General features: G+C 39.7%; 18 protein-coding genes and 3 pseudogenes. 7 read left to right on the plus strand and 14 right to left on the minus strand.

The window, feature by feature from the left end; genetic code table 11:
- Positions 1 to 11 precede the first annotated feature (11 nt).
- From VSQ62_RS04570 to VSQ62_RS04580, 3 genes and pseudogenes are all read right to left on the minus strand, one after another.
- Positions 12 to 581, minus strand: a complete 570-nt coding sequence (locus VSQ62_RS04570) for a TetR/AcrR family transcriptional regulator (RefSeq protein ID WP_016290296.1) — start codon at positions 579 to 581, stop codon at positions 12 to 14.
- A gap of 630 nt (positions 582 to 1,211) precedes the next feature.
- Positions 1,212 to 1,352 carry a Maff2 family mobile element protein gene (locus tag VSQ62_RS04575; protein ID WP_084384195.1) on the minus strand — a complete coding sequence of 47 codons (141 nt, stop codon included), beginning with the start codon at positions 1,350 to 1,352 and terminating at the stop codon, positions 1,212 to 1,214.
- Between the two features lie 221 nt (positions 1,353 to 1,573).
- A pseudogene (locus VSQ62_RS04580) lies at positions 1,574 to 1,825 on the minus strand (VirD4-like conjugal transfer protein, CD1115 family); the annotation flags it as partial.
- A gap of 142 nt (positions 1,826 to 1,967) precedes the next feature.
- On the opposite strand from VSQ62_RS04580, the gene VSQ62_RS04585 reads away from it, so the two are divergent.
- Positions 1,968 to 2,303 carry a hypothetical protein gene (locus VSQ62_RS04585; RefSeq protein ID WP_334633478.1) on the plus strand — a complete coding sequence of 112 codons (336 nt, stop codon included), beginning with the start codon at positions 1,968 to 1,970 and terminating at the stop codon, positions 2,301 to 2,303.
- Between the two features lie 23 nt (positions 2,304 to 2,326).
- Positions 2,327 to 2,818, plus strand: coding sequence for a hypothetical protein (locus VSQ62_RS04590; RefSeq protein ID WP_334633479.1), 492 nt, complete (start codon positions 2,327 to 2,329; stop codon positions 2,816 to 2,818).
- 116 nt (positions 2,819 to 2,934) lie between these two features.
- On the opposite strand, the gene VSQ62_RS04595 is transcribed toward VSQ62_RS04590, so the two are convergent.
- From VSQ62_RS04595 to VSQ62_RS04625, 7 genes are all read right to left on the minus strand, one after another.
- Positions 2,935 to 3,357, minus strand: a complete 423-nt coding sequence (locus VSQ62_RS04595; RefSeq protein WP_502957710.1) for a winged helix-turn-helix domain-containing protein — start codon at positions 3,355 to 3,357, stop codon at positions 2,935 to 2,937.
- Between the two features lie 35 nt (positions 3,358 to 3,392).
- Positions 3,393 to 4,139, minus strand: coding sequence for an ABC transporter permease (locus VSQ62_RS04600; RefSeq protein WP_334633481.1), 747 nt, complete (start codon positions 4,137 to 4,139; stop codon positions 3,393 to 3,395).
- A gap of 12 nt (positions 4,140 to 4,151) precedes the next feature.
- Positions 4,152 to 4,916, minus strand: a complete 765-nt coding sequence (locus VSQ62_RS04605; protein ID WP_334633483.1) for an ABC transporter permease — start codon at positions 4,914 to 4,916, stop codon at positions 4,152 to 4,154.
- Positions 4,904 to 5,845, minus strand: coding sequence for an ABC transporter ATP-binding protein (locus VSQ62_RS04610; protein ID WP_334633485.1), 942 nt, complete (start codon positions 5,843 to 5,845; stop codon positions 4,904 to 4,906). The genes VSQ62_RS04605 and VSQ62_RS04610 overlap by 13 nt, the downstream gene beginning before the upstream one ends.
- The gene (locus VSQ62_RS04615) at positions 5,833 to 6,600 is read right to left on the minus strand and encodes a zf-HC2 domain-containing protein (RefSeq protein ID WP_334633488.1); all 768 of its coding nucleotides are present in this window, start codon (positions 6,598 to 6,600) and stop codon (positions 5,833 to 5,835) included. The genes VSQ62_RS04610 and VSQ62_RS04615 overlap by 13 nt, the downstream gene beginning before the upstream one ends.
- Positions 6,591 to 7,082 (minus strand): RNA polymerase sigma factor, encoded by a 492-nt coding sequence (locus VSQ62_RS04620; protein WP_334633490.1) that lies wholly within the window; start codon positions 7,080 to 7,082, stop codon positions 6,591 to 6,593. The genes VSQ62_RS04615 and VSQ62_RS04620 overlap by 10 nt, the downstream gene beginning before the upstream one ends.
- Before the next feature lie 262 nt (positions 7,083 to 7,344).
- A complete protein-coding gene (locus tag VSQ62_RS04625; protein ID WP_004060551.1) occupies positions 7,345 to 7,485 on the minus strand; it encodes a Maff2 family mobile element protein in 141 nt (46 codons plus the stop codon).
- 274 nt (positions 7,486 to 7,759) lie between these two features.
- Here VSQ62_RS04625 and VSQ62_RS04630 point away from each other — a divergent pair, with 274 nt between their 5' ends.
- Genes VSQ62_RS04630 through VSQ62_RS04640 form a run of 3 tightly spaced genes read left to right on the plus strand, consistent with a single transcriptional unit; the run spans position 7,760 to position 9,164 of the window.
- Positions 7,760 to 8,038, plus strand: a complete 279-nt coding sequence (locus VSQ62_RS04630; RefSeq protein ID WP_160584351.1) for a hypothetical protein — start codon at positions 7,760 to 7,762, stop codon at positions 8,036 to 8,038.
- 54 nt (positions 8,039 to 8,092) lie between these two features.
- On the plus strand, positions 8,093 to 8,539 hold the full coding sequence (locus tag VSQ62_RS04635; protein WP_334633494.1) for a GNAT family N-acetyltransferase: 447 nt from the start codon (positions 8,093 to 8,095) through the stop codon (positions 8,537 to 8,539).
- Positions 8,540 to 8,591: 52 nt separating this feature from the next.
- Positions 8,592 to 9,164, plus strand: a complete 573-nt coding sequence (locus VSQ62_RS04640; RefSeq protein ID WP_334633495.1) for a DMP19 family protein — start codon at positions 8,592 to 8,594, stop codon at positions 9,162 to 9,164.
- 182 nt (positions 9,165 to 9,346) lie between these two features.
- Here the strand turns inward: VSQ62_RS04640 and VSQ62_RS04645 are convergent, their stop codons facing one another.
- The 4 genes and pseudogenes from VSQ62_RS04645 to VSQ62_RS04660 all read right to left on the minus strand — a co-directional run bounded on the left by VSQ62_RS04645 (position 9,347) and on the right by VSQ62_RS04660 (position 11,232).
- Positions 9,347 to 9,451, minus strand: coding sequence for a DUF6809 family protein (locus tag VSQ62_RS04645; protein ID WP_334633496.1), 105 nt, complete (start codon positions 9,449 to 9,451; stop codon positions 9,347 to 9,349).
- Positions 9,430 to 10,332 (minus strand): annotated as a pseudogene (locus tag VSQ62_RS04650) (DUF4368 domain-containing protein); the annotation flags it as partial. The pseudogene VSQ62_RS04650 and the gene VSQ62_RS04645, both read right to left, overlap by 22 nt.
- A pseudogene (locus tag VSQ62_RS04655) lies at positions 10,326 to 10,865 on the minus strand (relaxase/mobilization nuclease domain-containing protein); the annotation flags it as partial. The pseudogenes VSQ62_RS04650 and VSQ62_RS04655, both read right to left, overlap by 7 nt.
- Positions 10,837 to 11,232 (minus strand): plasmid mobilization protein, encoded by a 396-nt coding sequence (locus tag VSQ62_RS04660; RefSeq protein WP_334633498.1) that lies wholly within the window; start codon positions 11,230 to 11,232, stop codon positions 10,837 to 10,839. The pseudogene VSQ62_RS04655 and the gene VSQ62_RS04660, both read right to left, overlap by 29 nt.
- A gap of 671 nt (positions 11,233 to 11,903) precedes the next feature.
- On the opposite strand from VSQ62_RS04660, the gene VSQ62_RS04665 reads away from it, so the two are divergent.
- Complete coding sequence (locus tag VSQ62_RS04665; RefSeq protein ID WP_334633499.1) at positions 11,904 to 12,134, plus strand: hypothetical protein; 231 nt, start codon at positions 11,904 to 11,906, stop codon at positions 12,132 to 12,134.
- 35 nt (positions 12,135 to 12,169) lie between these two features.
- Positions 12,170 to 12,865 (plus strand): ABC transporter permease, encoded by a 696-nt coding sequence (locus tag VSQ62_RS04670; RefSeq protein WP_334633500.1) that lies wholly within the window; start codon positions 12,170 to 12,172, stop codon positions 12,863 to 12,865.
- The last annotated feature ends 392 nt before the right edge of the window (positions 12,866 to 13,257 follow it).

Raw genomic sequence — 13,257 nt, forward strand, 5'->3', positions numbered from 1 at the left:
ACCATGCGCTATCATTTCCCCTCTAATTTTTTTGCTCCCTCAATTAAAATGTCTATTGATAATTCAAAACTATCTTTTATCAACTGTGTATTACCAAAGGCGTTATGATTTTCAAGTAATGCAAAGCCCTCTAAAAAACTTCTAAACATTCTGACTAAATGAATGCAATTATCTTGTGAAATATTTAGTGACTTAGTTATTTTGAAAAAAATTGAAAACATTTTTGAAGTCACTTCATTCATCTGTTCATTCTCAAATTGATTGTACCAAAGCATTGTGCTAAAAACTCCTTGATTCTCTATTGCATATTCATGAAAAGCGTAGCACATAGCTCTAATCGCATCATATCCAGAAAATCCTATTACAGATTGAATAATTTTGTCTTCTAATTCTTTCCAACCATATAGCATAAGCTGCTGTTTTAGGTCGTCAAGCCCATCTATATGGTTATAAAGCGATGGCGACTTAACGCCTAATTGCGATGCAAGCGTTTTTAAAGATAGGTTTTCTATGCCTATCGTATTTGCTATATATGCAGCTTCCTTGATAACCGATTCTTTATCAATTTTTATTTTCGGCAAAATAAAGCTCCTCCTTTTTTAATCCAGTTTGTATTTTAACAAATTCAATTAGTTATGTCAAGATATTAAGAATTGACAAGGGCTTCCGTAGTAGTCGGCATTGTGGGAATGTATATAACTGGCTATCTCATGGAATTGTGGGTAACTCTGTTTGCAGGACGTGGGGAAGCTGCACTTTAGCTTTTCCATGTGCTGTGAATAGAGTTATCCATGATTCCATAGCCAGTTATGCACATTTCCACAAATCCAAACTTAGAAGAAATCCAAACTTTCCTCTGTAAATCCTTTATTCAAGGTATTTTCTGATATAAAAGTTTGGATTTTGTTTTGTACTTCTCTTGTCAGAAATGAGAATAAATTGATTGAAACAGAGCTAAATAGCAATGTTTTACGCATTTTGTCATAATTGGAGTATTGTACTTTGTGAAACGAAATCCAAACTTTTTTCGGCAAGAATCCCCAATTATCAAGCTGTTTTCAGAAAAGTTTGGATTTTATATAAGTTTGGATTTGTGGGAAAATCTAAACTTTTGGATTTTCCCACAATGCTTGTCTTTGGGTCTTTGGTTTCTTTGGTTCGGAATAGTGTGGTGCTGGCGGTCTATCTCTTGTTTTCGGTTGCTTGCTTCTTTACCGTACATGAGCATTCGCACCAGGGTTATCATTGCCGTAACCTTCCGGCAGGTTGATGACGCCCCAGATTCCAAGGCCGGCTCCGAGTGCGATCACGAGGGTCTGCAAAACGTCGATTGCGCTGTTGAAAAATTCCATACTTTAATTTAGCCGGAATCGCTTTGTGGTTAGCGTTGGTTCATAGGCATACAAAAGCCGGACAACAAAACCGCCCTGCGTTTTGGGCGGCTCGATTCCGGCTATCCTCCTTCTTCATTTTTTTGTTGAGCTGTCCGCTTTGTACGCCAATGGCCTCAACCGAGGCAGGTTTCAGGGACCCTGGCGGGTAGATAAGATCACTCCTTTCTCGCGGAACGGGATTATTCGCCCTCGGTGTCTACGTCAACTTCAAACACATCGTAGACCTCGTTGGGTTTTGGTTTGAGCCGGGTGGACAAAAACGCTTCAATGTCAAAGGCGTTCTTATCGTCCGCGTCGGCGGTGTACTGGAAATTGGGGTGCCTGGTGATGTCATACTTATCCGACAAAAACGGGCGGACGCCCCGCAGCTGGAGGATACATTTTCCCCCGTCCATCACCGCAAGCTCATCCTGGCTCATCAACTCTTTGCCACATTGTCAAGTGAAGAATTCATTCATTTTGCTTTTTCATACACGGAATCTTGTAGATGTTCTATAAATGTGCTAAACTAAACGCAATAACAAATCGAGATTGTTGAGCAGATTATTTATATTAACATTAGAGGTTATTAGTATGCAAAAATGGTGTACTGAAGATTGGCAATTTGAATTAACAGCAATAGAGGGAAAAGCAGGACACTGTCGGCTTGGATTGGAAAAAGGAGATAAATTTGTCTTTTCATATGAATGTCCTGCTGGAATGTGTCCTAAAACAATGATAAAAGTATACACATGGTGTGAAGTTATCCGATGTGGTGGTGATTTTACATATAGAGGTGAAAAGGAAAAATATGAAATGGATATACCATGTGCTGATGGCTGTATACAATTTCATCTTAAAGCAACTCCTATTAACCGAGATAAAAATGGAAAACCTCTGCCAAATGGTCCCAGACCAAAAGACGAGTAACTTCAAGTTTGTGAGGAAATTATATGTTAAAAAAATACAAGTTGAGTTTTGATATTTGGGGATTACTGCTATTTCTAATTATTATGATACCAAATTTTATTTGGTTTGCTATTCCTGCGCCAAACGATATATTAAAGTCAAAATCAATCACAGAAACGATTGATACAGTAGCATCTGTATGTCAAGTATTGATGATTGTTGCTTTATGTATTTTTAGAAACAGAGAAAACAGAAAAATATGCGTATCCCCTTTTATTATCATCATAGTTATCTGCTGTTTATTATATTTTTTTAGTTGGATAGTTTACTATAGCGGCATAGTAAATGCGATTGTGATATTGGGGATGACAATTCCGCCTACTACAATATATTTATGGTTAATCTCCCTTACAGCCAGTAAGGAATTACCCATCTTGTTGCTTAAGCTGTTAGAATGTAGAGAGCAATCGGTATATCGGATTCCTCCTACTACGCAGAAAAATGCAAATATGGCAAAGTTTTGGGAAACTTTTTGATAAAACTTTTCGACAAAGTTGAAAAATCAGCGCGGTTTTTGGCGCAAAAAAACAGGAAACCTTTTTTGATTTCCTGTCATGGTATGCCGCTGTGATGGGCGGCGGTTATTCGGTTATTATTCCCCGGAAGCAAACTTATAGCCTATACCTAAAACGGTTTTTATGTAGGTGGGTTTGCGACTGTCCGGCTCTATTTTTTTCCGCAGATTGTAGATCACGTTTGCCACGCTTGACTGGCAGCTTTCGCTTTCCATACTCCACACGGATTCAAAGATTTGTGCCTTTGTGAATACCCGTCCCGGACTGGCAGTAAGATAGCAGAGTGCGCCGTATTCCAAACGTGTGAGGTATATGTCTGCCCCGTCTTTTAATACCCGGCGTTGGTGCAGCCTTATTTCCAGTCCCGGAAAAGACATTGCCGAAGCAGGGACTGGAATAGTCTGAACAGCTTCAAGTGATACGCAGTCAGAGATTGTTGCTAAGATTTTGTCAATCGCTTTTTCTTCATGTTCATCAAATGTCAGCAACAGTATTTTCATAATATTATCGCCCACTTTCAAAGTGCAATGTGTTTTTACATTATCATACTATTCGTGCGTCTGCTAATTCCATAAACAAGGATAATTCCTGTTATGACATTAACAGCAATTCCTAATACAATCATTTTGCCTGTTAATTCCATTCCGTTATACCCGGAAAAAGCATACAGATAATACATAAAGTCTATAAACGATATGTAACTGCCAAAAAACTGGCTGAATAAATTATTGACTAATAAAATAATCAGAGAAGCGCACATCATACTGGATATATTCGACATATACAAGGATAAAAGCACTAAAAACAGAACCATTGTTATCTGCGGAAAAGCCAATAACAACATTTGTAACAAATATTCCTGTGCATGATCGAAGATATGACTGCCCCATAAAAAGAAACCTGTTACAATGCTGACGATTATCACAAACAAAAAACAGATCAGCGCTACTGTGAAAATACTGACAGTTTTTGCGATTAAAAGCTGTTTTTTGGAAACGCCATTCAACAAAGGCTGTCTGAACATACCGCTTGCCTTTTCTCCGCAAATCAATATTGCGCTGATAAAACTAAGAAATAGTGTACCGACAATATCAATATAGGACTGCATACACATTGTTGGAAATTTACCGCCTGCATAATATCCCGCGGCGAAATTCGCCGTGCCACTATCTTCTTGAAGCGCATTGGAAATGATAATCACTGCCATTACGACAAAAAATAAGTATAATATCTTTTGCCTTTTCAGTCGTGCAAATTGTATATTTAATAATCTTATAATCATTTTTTACCTCTCTCAAAAATCTATTTTTTTTGTTCTGTATAGGGATATTTGAAAAAAAGCAATTCCGTACAGTATCATAATGGATATTCCTATAAGCAGTTCGCTAAATGGTATTTTCTGATACTCATATGCAAACGTCCAAAGATTAAGGTAATATCCAACCCATATTTTTTGTAATAAAGCAATATTGGAACTGTATATAAACTGGTCAATCAATAGATAAATAATCACAAAAAATATTGTTTTCCATGCGTTTCGGGTACAGATACAAAGTGTGAATATCCCAAGCGTTATAACCGACATATAGATACCCGATAACAGATATTTTATTATGGTTCTGATAAAGGCTGCCTGTTCAAAGATTTCATAGCCCCAACGCATAAAGGCTGTTATGTAATTGATAAAAGCCACCAGCAAAACAAAAATCATTGACATACTGACAGCAACATAGATTTTTGAACGTATCATTCTGCTGCGGTTTTCTCCATGCAATAAAGGCTGGTAAAGCATTTTGTTCCTATCTTCTTCACAAATAAACAGCGTCAGCAGAAATACATTAAAAAGAATACCTACTGTTCCGATATAAAACCGCATCATAAATTCAGGGAAATTTTTTCTCCCGACAATTCCAATATTGATATTCAGCATTTCTTCCATTTGCGGTGTTGAAATTAGAAAAGCGTAAAAGAAAGAAGCTGTAAAAAAGCAGGCAAAAAAAATGTAAATCAATTTTTGTCTGTATAGTTTTCTTGCATATAATCTTGTTAATGGATACATGACTCTGCTCCCCCTGTCAGTTTTAGAAAAAGATCCTGCAATGAGTGTTTCCGCATGGAAAGATAGTGAATATGCAAATGGCTTGCTACAAGGTTTTTGACAAATTCATCAAAACAGATATTTTCAAGTCTGATTGTAAACTGATTTCCTTTCTGTGAAACCAAACTAATTCCGTTACACCCGGAGAGGACACTCCGGGCAGCGTTTGTTTCTTCCAGTATGCAGTCCACGATATTTGTTGTTTCGGATAAAATGTTTTCCGTTTTTCCCTGCAAGATACTTTTTCCCTTATCCAAAATTAAAATATCGGTACAGAATTTTTCCATATCATGCAGTTGGTGTGATGAAACGATAAATGTTGTGTTTCGTTCTTTCGCCATATCGCAAATCAGACGGTATAGGTTAATCTGTCCCTGCGGGTCTAATCCGTTTGCCGGTTCATCTAAAATAATCAGTTTTGGCTGTCCTAACATAGCCCTTGCCAATGCCAGTCTTTGTTTCATTCCAAGAGAAAACTTTTTCACTTTCTTTTCAGCCTGTGAACTAAGTCCGACATAATCAAGCAATTCCATAACCTGCCCGTTTGGGATATTTTCATATAGATGTGCAAAACATTCTATATTTTCTCTTGCAGTCAGTTCTTGATAAAAACTAGGGGTGTCAAGTGCCGCCCCAACCTTTGACAATGCCAGTCCGGGATTTTCGTCTAATGATACGTTGTCTATGATGATTTTCCCATTATCTTTGGAACACAAATTTGTAATCATCTTTAATGTCGTAGTTTTGCCCGCCCCGTTTGTCCCCAATAGTCCCATGATATTTCCGGGTGCAAGCTCAAAGCATACATTCTGAACGGCAGTTTCCGAATCGAACCGGTTCGATTTTTTGTATGCTTTTCTTAGATTTTTTACACTGATTATTTTCTCCATTTTTCAATCCTCCCTATCATTCCAAATATTATAATTCCAATTACTTCTCCAAGGGCATTGCCTATAAATCCCTGCATATGGAGCGCGTCTTCCCACATATAATCTCCCGTGATTAGTTTTGTGACATAGTTTCCTATGATTACCAAAAATAGGAACAATGCTATGCAATCCCAAATATTCCATTTTAGAAATGTTCTTGCAAGCACTGGAAGCCAAAGGACAAAAAGCCATAACAGCAGGATAGGCACACCATAACGGAAAAGCCAAAATGTCCCTGTTCCAATCAGATAATACCAGGTAATCTGTATGACAGAAAGCAGGACAAACACCCCAATGCTTATTACTGCCATTGCAATACAGCCTTTATTCTTTTTACAGGTTGAAAGAGTATATATAAAAGCGTCTGCAAACAGGCAGGAACTTCCGACAATTAAAGACCATGTAAGTCCTTTGTTTACCGCCAAATCCACAATCAGACAGATCAGTATTGCAATAAAGCTAAGACAACCTAAGCCATATAACAGATACATTTTCTTTGTTTTATTCAAAAATCTTTTTACATCTGAAATTTCTGTTGACGGCGTTTCCATTTCCAAATGACAAGCCATATCGTGATATATCTCACTACATTCTGTACAATGCTCTAAATGGTTATCAATGCTTTTTTTAGAAACATCACTTACCATTTCGTCAATATAGAGAGGAAGTAAATCTCTGACAATCTCACAAGCTAATTCTTTTTCCCTTAGTTCCATTCTCTCATTCCTTTCATTATTTTCTGTTTTCCCCGATAATAAGTTACCCTTGCCCAGTTTTCCGTTTTTCCCAAAATAGCCGCAATTTCAGAAAATTGTAGTTCTCCTGCTAATCGCAAATACATGACTTCTCTTGTTACATCATCAAGGTTGTGCATTAGGCGGAATATTTCAATTTTTTCTAAATTGTCAAGGCTTTTACTTTCAACATTTTCTGTGGAAGGTATCGTGTCGTCCAGTGGGGCGGTTTTGTGCCTGCTTCTTTTTTTCAGTTCTTTGTACCATATTTTTTTGGCAATACCGCATAGCCAGACGGAAATTTTACAATCTCCCCTAAATTTATCAATTCCTTTAATTGCTTGAAAGAATGTTTCTTGCGTCAGTTCTTCGGCAAGTCCGCTGTCCTGCGTTAAGCCGCATAGATATTTATATATCATGGCGGCGTTTTCACGATATATTTCATCAATTTTTTCTTTATCCATATCAGCACCTCATATTGTTAGTTCTTTTCAAGTGCGATTTGTTACAAACAATTTTAATTTTTTTCGTTTTTTTTAACAGTCATATATATAATCATATACGATTAGGCAGATAAAACAAGCTAGCTTTTCCATGTGCTGTGAATAGAGATATCCATTATTCCATAGCCTGTTATGCACATTTCCATAATGCTTGTTTTTTGGTCTTTGGTTCGGAATAGTGTGGTGCTGGCGGTCTATCTCTTGTTTTCGGTCGCTTGCTTCTTTACCGTACATGAGCATTCGCGCCAGGGTTGTCGTTGCCGTAACCTTCCAGCAGGTTGATAACGCCCCACACGCCAAGGCCAGCGCCCAGCGCGATAACCAGTACCTTCAAAGTGTCGATTGCGCTTGTAAAAAATTCCATACATTTTCCTCCTTAAATTTGTTGTGATTGGTTGGATAGGGACAAAAAAAGCCCGCCGGTTGAAAAGTCAATCGGCGGGTGCATCAGACGCGGGCGGCGCTTCGAGTTCACAGCTTTCAAAAACGTCGTCCGGTCGGACGGTCAATCTCCGGCTCAGATATTTTGCAATATCAAAAGCGTTCTTTTTGCTTTTTCATACACGGAATCTTGTAGATGTTCTATAAATGTGCTAAACTGAACGCAACAACAAATCGGTATTGATGGAGGGCAAACTATTGAATATAAGGACTATATTAAGCAAGGCTTGAATGGGAACGCCCCATTAAAAATAATATTATGCGGAAATATACAGGGGACGGAAAATGATAAAGTAGGTGTTGTATCAGTTGTGTATGCTACGAATAATAAGGACTTAGCAGAAGAAAAAATGAATGAATTGATTGCCGTCAATCCTAATAATTATTACATGATTTATAGTGTGCCACTAAATGTTGATTTGACGGAACTTTCTCATTATCCTTCAATAGCAATTTCTAAAAATGATTTACAATAAAAGCAATTCCAGTTTGGCATACTGGAAAATCGGGATTTGTAAAGGAGATATAAGATGTATATCAGAAAAGCAATAATAGATGATTTATCAAGAGTAGCTGAAATATATGTATTCAATAATAGGATAAATTTTTTCCCTATATTCAAAGATGAAAGTTTTTCTTTTGGGGAGTTGCAGGTTGTTTCATTAGTAGATAATTACTTCAAAAAAGATGAAATTATCAAAAACATATATGTATTTGATAATGGATTGATAAAGGGCTTTATTCAAATGGACGGAACAGAAATTTGTAAATTATATGTAGATACGTCTTTTCAAAGTGAGGGAATTGGCAATGAACTAATTGAATTTGCAATTAAAGAACTCCATGCAAATAATTTATGGGCATTAGAAAAAAATATTAGAGCAATTTCTTTTTACCAAAGGCATGGCTTTCATTTGACAGGTCAGAAAAAGTATGAAGAAGGTACCACCGAATATCTTGTTAAGTTAGAAAGATAAATTCCAGTTTATAGAACTAAATAATCGTAATTTAATGAGAGGAAAGATTAAAATGCCAATGTCAAAAAAAGATATGCAAAGGCGATGGGCAGAAAAAGAAGCAAAAATGCAGAATATTATTAAAAACTTAGATTGGAATGCCTTGTTTGCTATGGATGAAAATGATGATTTTTCCCGGACATTAGAACAAATATTGTGGTCTTTCGTGACAAAGAGAGTGGATGGGGATTTTGATTTATCTAACCTGAACCACACGCAAAAAGTGCTTTTTCTGGTATTGGAAATGGAGAGTGCAACACAAGCCGATGCTTTGCCCAATTTTTTTGAAGAAGGCTTTTCAGTCTATGGTCGTGAAGCGGTACAAGCATTGGATGAAATTGGAGCATCTCAATGTGCTGCCGCTCTTAATGCAGCAGTGGATACTTTGCCAAACGGTATTTACCCAAAAGGAGATAAAGTATTTTGGGATTCTATTATGTCAGGAAAAAATTCTGATATATGGGATAAGGCAAATAGTGTTTTAGTGGATTATACAGATGGATGGTTCCATTTGGAGATTTCAGCACTGATGAAATCAAAGAGAAGCTGGGAAAGCCTGTTATTAACTATGACAATGGGCAAGTAAATTATTTACAACAATCATTTGATGATATACATATATTTACTTTTGAATTTATGGATGACGAATTTCAAGATTTAAAGTATTTTTCAATGGATGGTTGATTTGTAAATTCCAACTTATCAGCAAGCCCCAAAAAAGGCAGCCGCTCCCCTCAAAGCGTTTGCCTTTTTCCTGTCCCCGTCCTCCTACTCGCTTCTGAAAACTTCCGCCATCATCTTTGCCCCCAGCTTAAAACCGTCAATGAACATTTCCGAGAACTCAAACGGGATTACGTCAAGCTGTTCGTCCATGATTTTAATAAACCGCTTGTCAAGGGGCGGCTCCAGCTTAGCCAATACCTCAATAAAGTCCACTGAAACTTCTCCCCGTCAACCTTTTTCACCTCACCCACCAGAATCCGGCTGATAAGGCGGTTTAAGATACCCTCGTCCAATTCCTGTATCGTGGCATACTGCCGGATTTCACGGATAAAGGTGCGGACATCGCTTTCCTGCTCATTGGAACGGCGCAAGGAGAGGGTCAATTCTTTTAGCTGCTTCTGGTTTTCCTCCTGTTCCCGTTCCATTGCCGCCGTCAGCTTCACAAACCGCTGCTCCGACAGGATTCCCTTTGCCTTGTCGGTATACAGGTTCAAAAACATATCGTCAATCTCCCGGTTCCTTGCTTCCAGCCGTTCCCGCTCCTTCTCCATCTCCGAAGCGTCCGCCAGATACCGCCGCTCCATGCGGCTGCTAATCCGCTGGTAGAACGATTCCACGTCTTTCAACGCCATTGCCGCAAGTTCCTGAATATCCTTCAATACAAGGTTATATAAATCCCTTGCTTCCACTTTATGGCTGGTGCAGGAGTTCTTCCCCAGCCGGTTATACGTCTGGCAGATATAATACGCCTTGTCTATCGGCTCCCGTTCCTCGCCGGTAAAGCGGTTCTTCCCGGTTCTGCCTACCTTCTCATAGCGTACCTGCATGGACTTCCCGCAGGTGGCGCAGTAGATAATGCCGTGGAACAGGTTGTAGAAGGGGCAGGCGTTCCCCTCCATGATGGGAGGGCGGCGGTCAATCAGTTCCTGCACCTTCTCCCAGTCCTCCGGGCTTACGATGGCTTCATGGCAGCCCTCAAGGACTTCCCATTCCTCACGGGGGATGATGTCATAGGTGTTGGAGTGACTTCCGCTTTGAAGTATTCCATAGCTGCGTCTGTATAGCGGTGCTTGCAGCCCTCCCTTGTGTCGGCTGGTCTTTCCATGTAGGGCAATAGCGGCACTTCGGCAATCCGCAAGCTGTTTATGACGATATGCACATGAATGTTGCCGCTTTGGTTATGCCCGTCCGGGTGGGTGCAGACAAGGACTTGGTGTCCGGGGAAATGTTCTCTGCAAAACTGCTCGCCTAACTGTTGCGCCCGGTCAACTGTCAAGCCGTTGTCGGGTGCGTCACGGGGGTCAAAGCTGATGATATAGTGGTGGCTCTTTACGTCCTCCCGTTTCTGGTTTTTGCCGTATTTGAGATTGGAGCGCATACAGGCGATTGCAAAATCTTCATCACCGCAATTCAAAGAGGAAATGCGGTAATCGTCACGGAGAACAAGCCGCCCATTTTTATCAAGCGTGGGCTTCATGGTAAATTCGTCATGCTCAAAGGTTAGGTACTGTTCAGCCGCCCCATAGTCGGCATTTTTAGAGCTGATATTTTTGAATGTTGCCAACGGCTTCACCTACTTTCTGCAAGACTTCAAACTTCAAAGCGGCAAGCCCGGATATGGCGGCTCGTACCTCTTGGGAGAGGCCGTTATAAGGTGCGCCGTACTCGTTCAGACAGCGGGCAATCTGGTTGAGATTGCCGCCTATCTTTCCATATTCGGCTGTGAGTTTCCCAACAGCAGAAAGCAGTTCATCATTGACCGGGGAAACGGTAATGACCGGGCGTATGCTTGACTTGGTTAGGGCTTGCCGGATAAACTCGGCTTGGCTCATTTTGCAGAGGGTGACACGCTCGGAAAACTCTGCATATTCTTCCTCGGTCAAGCGTGTCTTGATAACTCGGTGACGGTGGGGCGTGTTGTACTTTTTCATGGCTGTGAACCTCCTTTCGTGGGTGGATTTTTTCAAGCGGCGCAAGCCGCAAAAAGGCGGGCTTGCTCTTAGTAACTGACGGATTCCGCTGTGCTGACTTTCGCTGTTTTCACCCGGCTTGCGTGGCAGAGATTGTGCCAGCTTTGTGGCGGTATTTTCTCCGCTGTAAAGCCGAAGATAGGCAAAATGGGCGTAAAAAAACAGGAAACCTTTATCTCGATTTCCTGTTTCGTATCTTCGCTAGTAACGGCAGTTATCCTGTTGTGGTTTTCCAAAGCGATTATGTAGGCTTGTCTGTGCTTATCCGGCTCTTTTTTCAGTCAAAACGGAACTGGAACAGGGCGGAATTGCTTATTTGCGGACACTGGAAATTTCCATTGAAGATATCCGTCGGAGATGGAGAAGGAACGGGAGCGGCTGGAAGCAAGGAAGGGATTTTATCCTCCATAAGCTGTTTGGCAATCCGCATACACCCCCAGCCGTTCAGGGCAAGGTCATAGATTCTGCGGAAAATGATTTATGGCACCACCCACGAAAGTATATTGTACCGTTGATTATGTTTTTGGTTGCAGGGCTTATCGGTATGTGGTCTATAAGTATATGGGTTTTGCTCTGCATTGTCATAGCTGAAGTTTTAAGCTTATCACTTGTCGTAAGGAGGATATAATACCATGAAAAATACAAAACGCTGCCCTAAATGCAGCTCACAAAATATTGTCCGTGTTCCCGATAACCAAAACCGCCATGCCAGCGGGAACAATATTTATACTTCGACCTTTACATTGATGAAAAAAATCCCGGTTATACGCTATGTCTGCTGTGATTGCGGATATGTTGAAAATTGGGTGGAAACACAAAGAGAACGTGGACAAAAAACTTTCCGTTACGGGGCAAAGTCTTGAAGAATACTTCCTTAGAATTACGGGAGGTGACAGCAATGTATAATCAGTTAATCATTGAAAAATACAAAGCGAAAAGATTTATTATCATGTATCTTGCGGCGATTGTTCTTGCAGCAGCAGGATTTTTCCTTGGACTTCTTAAACTCCCGGAAAATCTTGATACAGCAACGGTGTTTTCTCTTTCGATTTGCGATACATCTTTTATGTTTATCATTTCACTTGTTGCAGCTTGGTTTGCTGGAAATGATTTTCTAAACCGAACGATACATAATGAGATAAAGGCAGGGTACAGCCGTTTTTCAGTATTTATTGCAAGAACTATTACTACCATTATCATGGCAGTGCTGCTTCATTTAACCTATGTTTTTGCAACAGTTATTGGATTTGCTGTTAAGTACAGGTTTGACACCAGTATATTTTCTGTAACGGATTTTGTTTGGCTGCTGGTTGTCATATTGCAGATATGTGCTAACATCTGTATCGTTATGTTTATTGTCTTTGCCCTCAAAAAAGTTACATCGGGAATAGCTGTAACAGTTGTGTTCAGCTTTGTGTCCTGCAATATCCTTAGAAACTTCATCAGCGAGAGTGTTTTCCGGCTGACCTGTTTTAGCCTTGCACAAACGAGCGATAGCAGAACACTGGCATTGTCGGCGGTGTTTGCAGCAGCGGTAATTGTTATTTCACTGACAGCAACACACTTAGTTTTCAGAAAAGCCGAGATAAAATGAGGATTTCAGCAATGACACTACTGTTATTTTCTTAATTATATCGCAGCATAGTCCATATAGAAAAATTATTAAATCTGCCGCACGACGGCAAAAGAAAAAAAGCCGTCGTACAGCAGCCATGTTTTAGTGCCTTGATTTTACGGTGGCTTTGGAAAACAAAGTTGCCGTTTTTATTTGGAAAATTAAAATGAAATGGGTTAAATCTGGAGGTAAATAATGAGAAAGAGGAAATTGAAAATGTCGCTCCATAGAATAAGGGAAACAAAAGAATCACGAACAACTTTACACATCAAGGTGTACTGCAAGGAAGATTAAAACTTCACTGCGGTACACCTTTTTTAATGGACGCGAAATTTGTCTGATTTTGGATTTTGATGCGGTTTCGCTTTGAA

The organism is Sporofaciens sp. JLR.KK001, from assembly GCF_036941055.1.
Classification (GTDB): Bacteria; Bacillota; Clostridia; order Lachnospirales; family Lachnospiraceae; genus Sporofaciens.

What these genes read in the sequence shown, in the direction of transcription:
- VSQ62_RS04600 (WP_334633481.1), bottom strand. Translation starts at nt 4,139, where the DNA reads ATGATTATAAGATTATTAAATATACAATTTGCACGACTGAAAAGGCAA.
- VSQ62_RS04595 (WP_502957710.1), bottom strand. Translation starts at nt 3,357, where the DNA reads ATGAAAATACTGTTGCTGACATTTGATGAACATGAAGAAAAAGCGATT.
- VSQ62_RS04590 (WP_334633479.1), top strand. Translation starts at nt 2,327, where the DNA reads ATGTTAAAAAAATACAAGTTGAGTTTTGATATTTGGGGATTACTGCTA.
- VSQ62_RS04645 (WP_334633496.1), bottom strand. Translation starts at nt 9,451, where the DNA reads ATGGACGAACAGCTTGACGTAATCCCGTTTGAGTTCTCGGAAATGTTC.
- VSQ62_RS04670 (WP_334633500.1), top strand. Translation starts at nt 12,170, where the DNA reads ATGTATAATCAGTTAATCATTGAAAAATACAAAGCGAAAAGATTTATT.
- VSQ62_RS04585 (WP_334633478.1), top strand. Translation starts at nt 1,968, where the DNA reads ATGCAAAAATGGTGTACTGAAGATTGGCAATTTGAATTAACAGCAATA.
- VSQ62_RS04610 (WP_334633485.1), bottom strand. Translation starts at nt 5,845, where the DNA reads ATGGAGAAAATAATCAGTGTAAAAAATCTAAGAAAAGCATACAAAAAA.
- VSQ62_RS04640 (WP_334633495.1), top strand. Translation starts at nt 8,592, where the DNA reads ATGCCAATGTCAAAAAAAGATATGCAAAGGCGATGGGCAGAAAAAGAA.
- VSQ62_RS04615 (WP_334633488.1), bottom strand. Translation starts at nt 6,600, where the DNA reads ATGGAACTAAGGGAAAAAGAATTAGCTTGTGAGATTGTCAGAGATTTA.
- VSQ62_RS04660 (WP_334633498.1), bottom strand. Translation starts at nt 11,232, where the DNA reads ATGAAAAAGTACAACACGCCCCACCGTCACCGAGTTATCAAGACACGC.
- VSQ62_RS04625 (WP_004060551.1), bottom strand. Translation starts at nt 7,485, where the DNA reads ATGGAATTTTTTACAAGCGCAATCGACACTTTGAAGGTACTGGTTATC.
- VSQ62_RS04605 (WP_334633483.1), bottom strand. Translation starts at nt 4,916, where the DNA reads ATGTATCCATTAACAAGATTATATGCAAGAAAACTATACAGACAAAAA.
- VSQ62_RS04665 (WP_334633499.1), top strand. Translation starts at nt 11,904, where the DNA reads ATGAAAAATACAAAACGCTGCCCTAAATGCAGCTCACAAAATATTGTC.
- VSQ62_RS04575 (WP_084384195.1), bottom strand. Translation starts at nt 1,352, where the DNA reads ATGGAATTTTTCAACAGCGCAATCGACGTTTTGCAGACCCTCGTGATC.
- VSQ62_RS04635 (WP_334633494.1), top strand. Translation starts at nt 8,093, where the DNA reads ATGTATATCAGAAAAGCAATAATAGATGATTTATCAAGAGTAGCTGAA.
- VSQ62_RS04620 (WP_334633490.1), bottom strand. Translation starts at nt 7,082, where the DNA reads ATGGATAAAGAAAAAATTGATGAAATATATCGTGAAAACGCCGCCATG.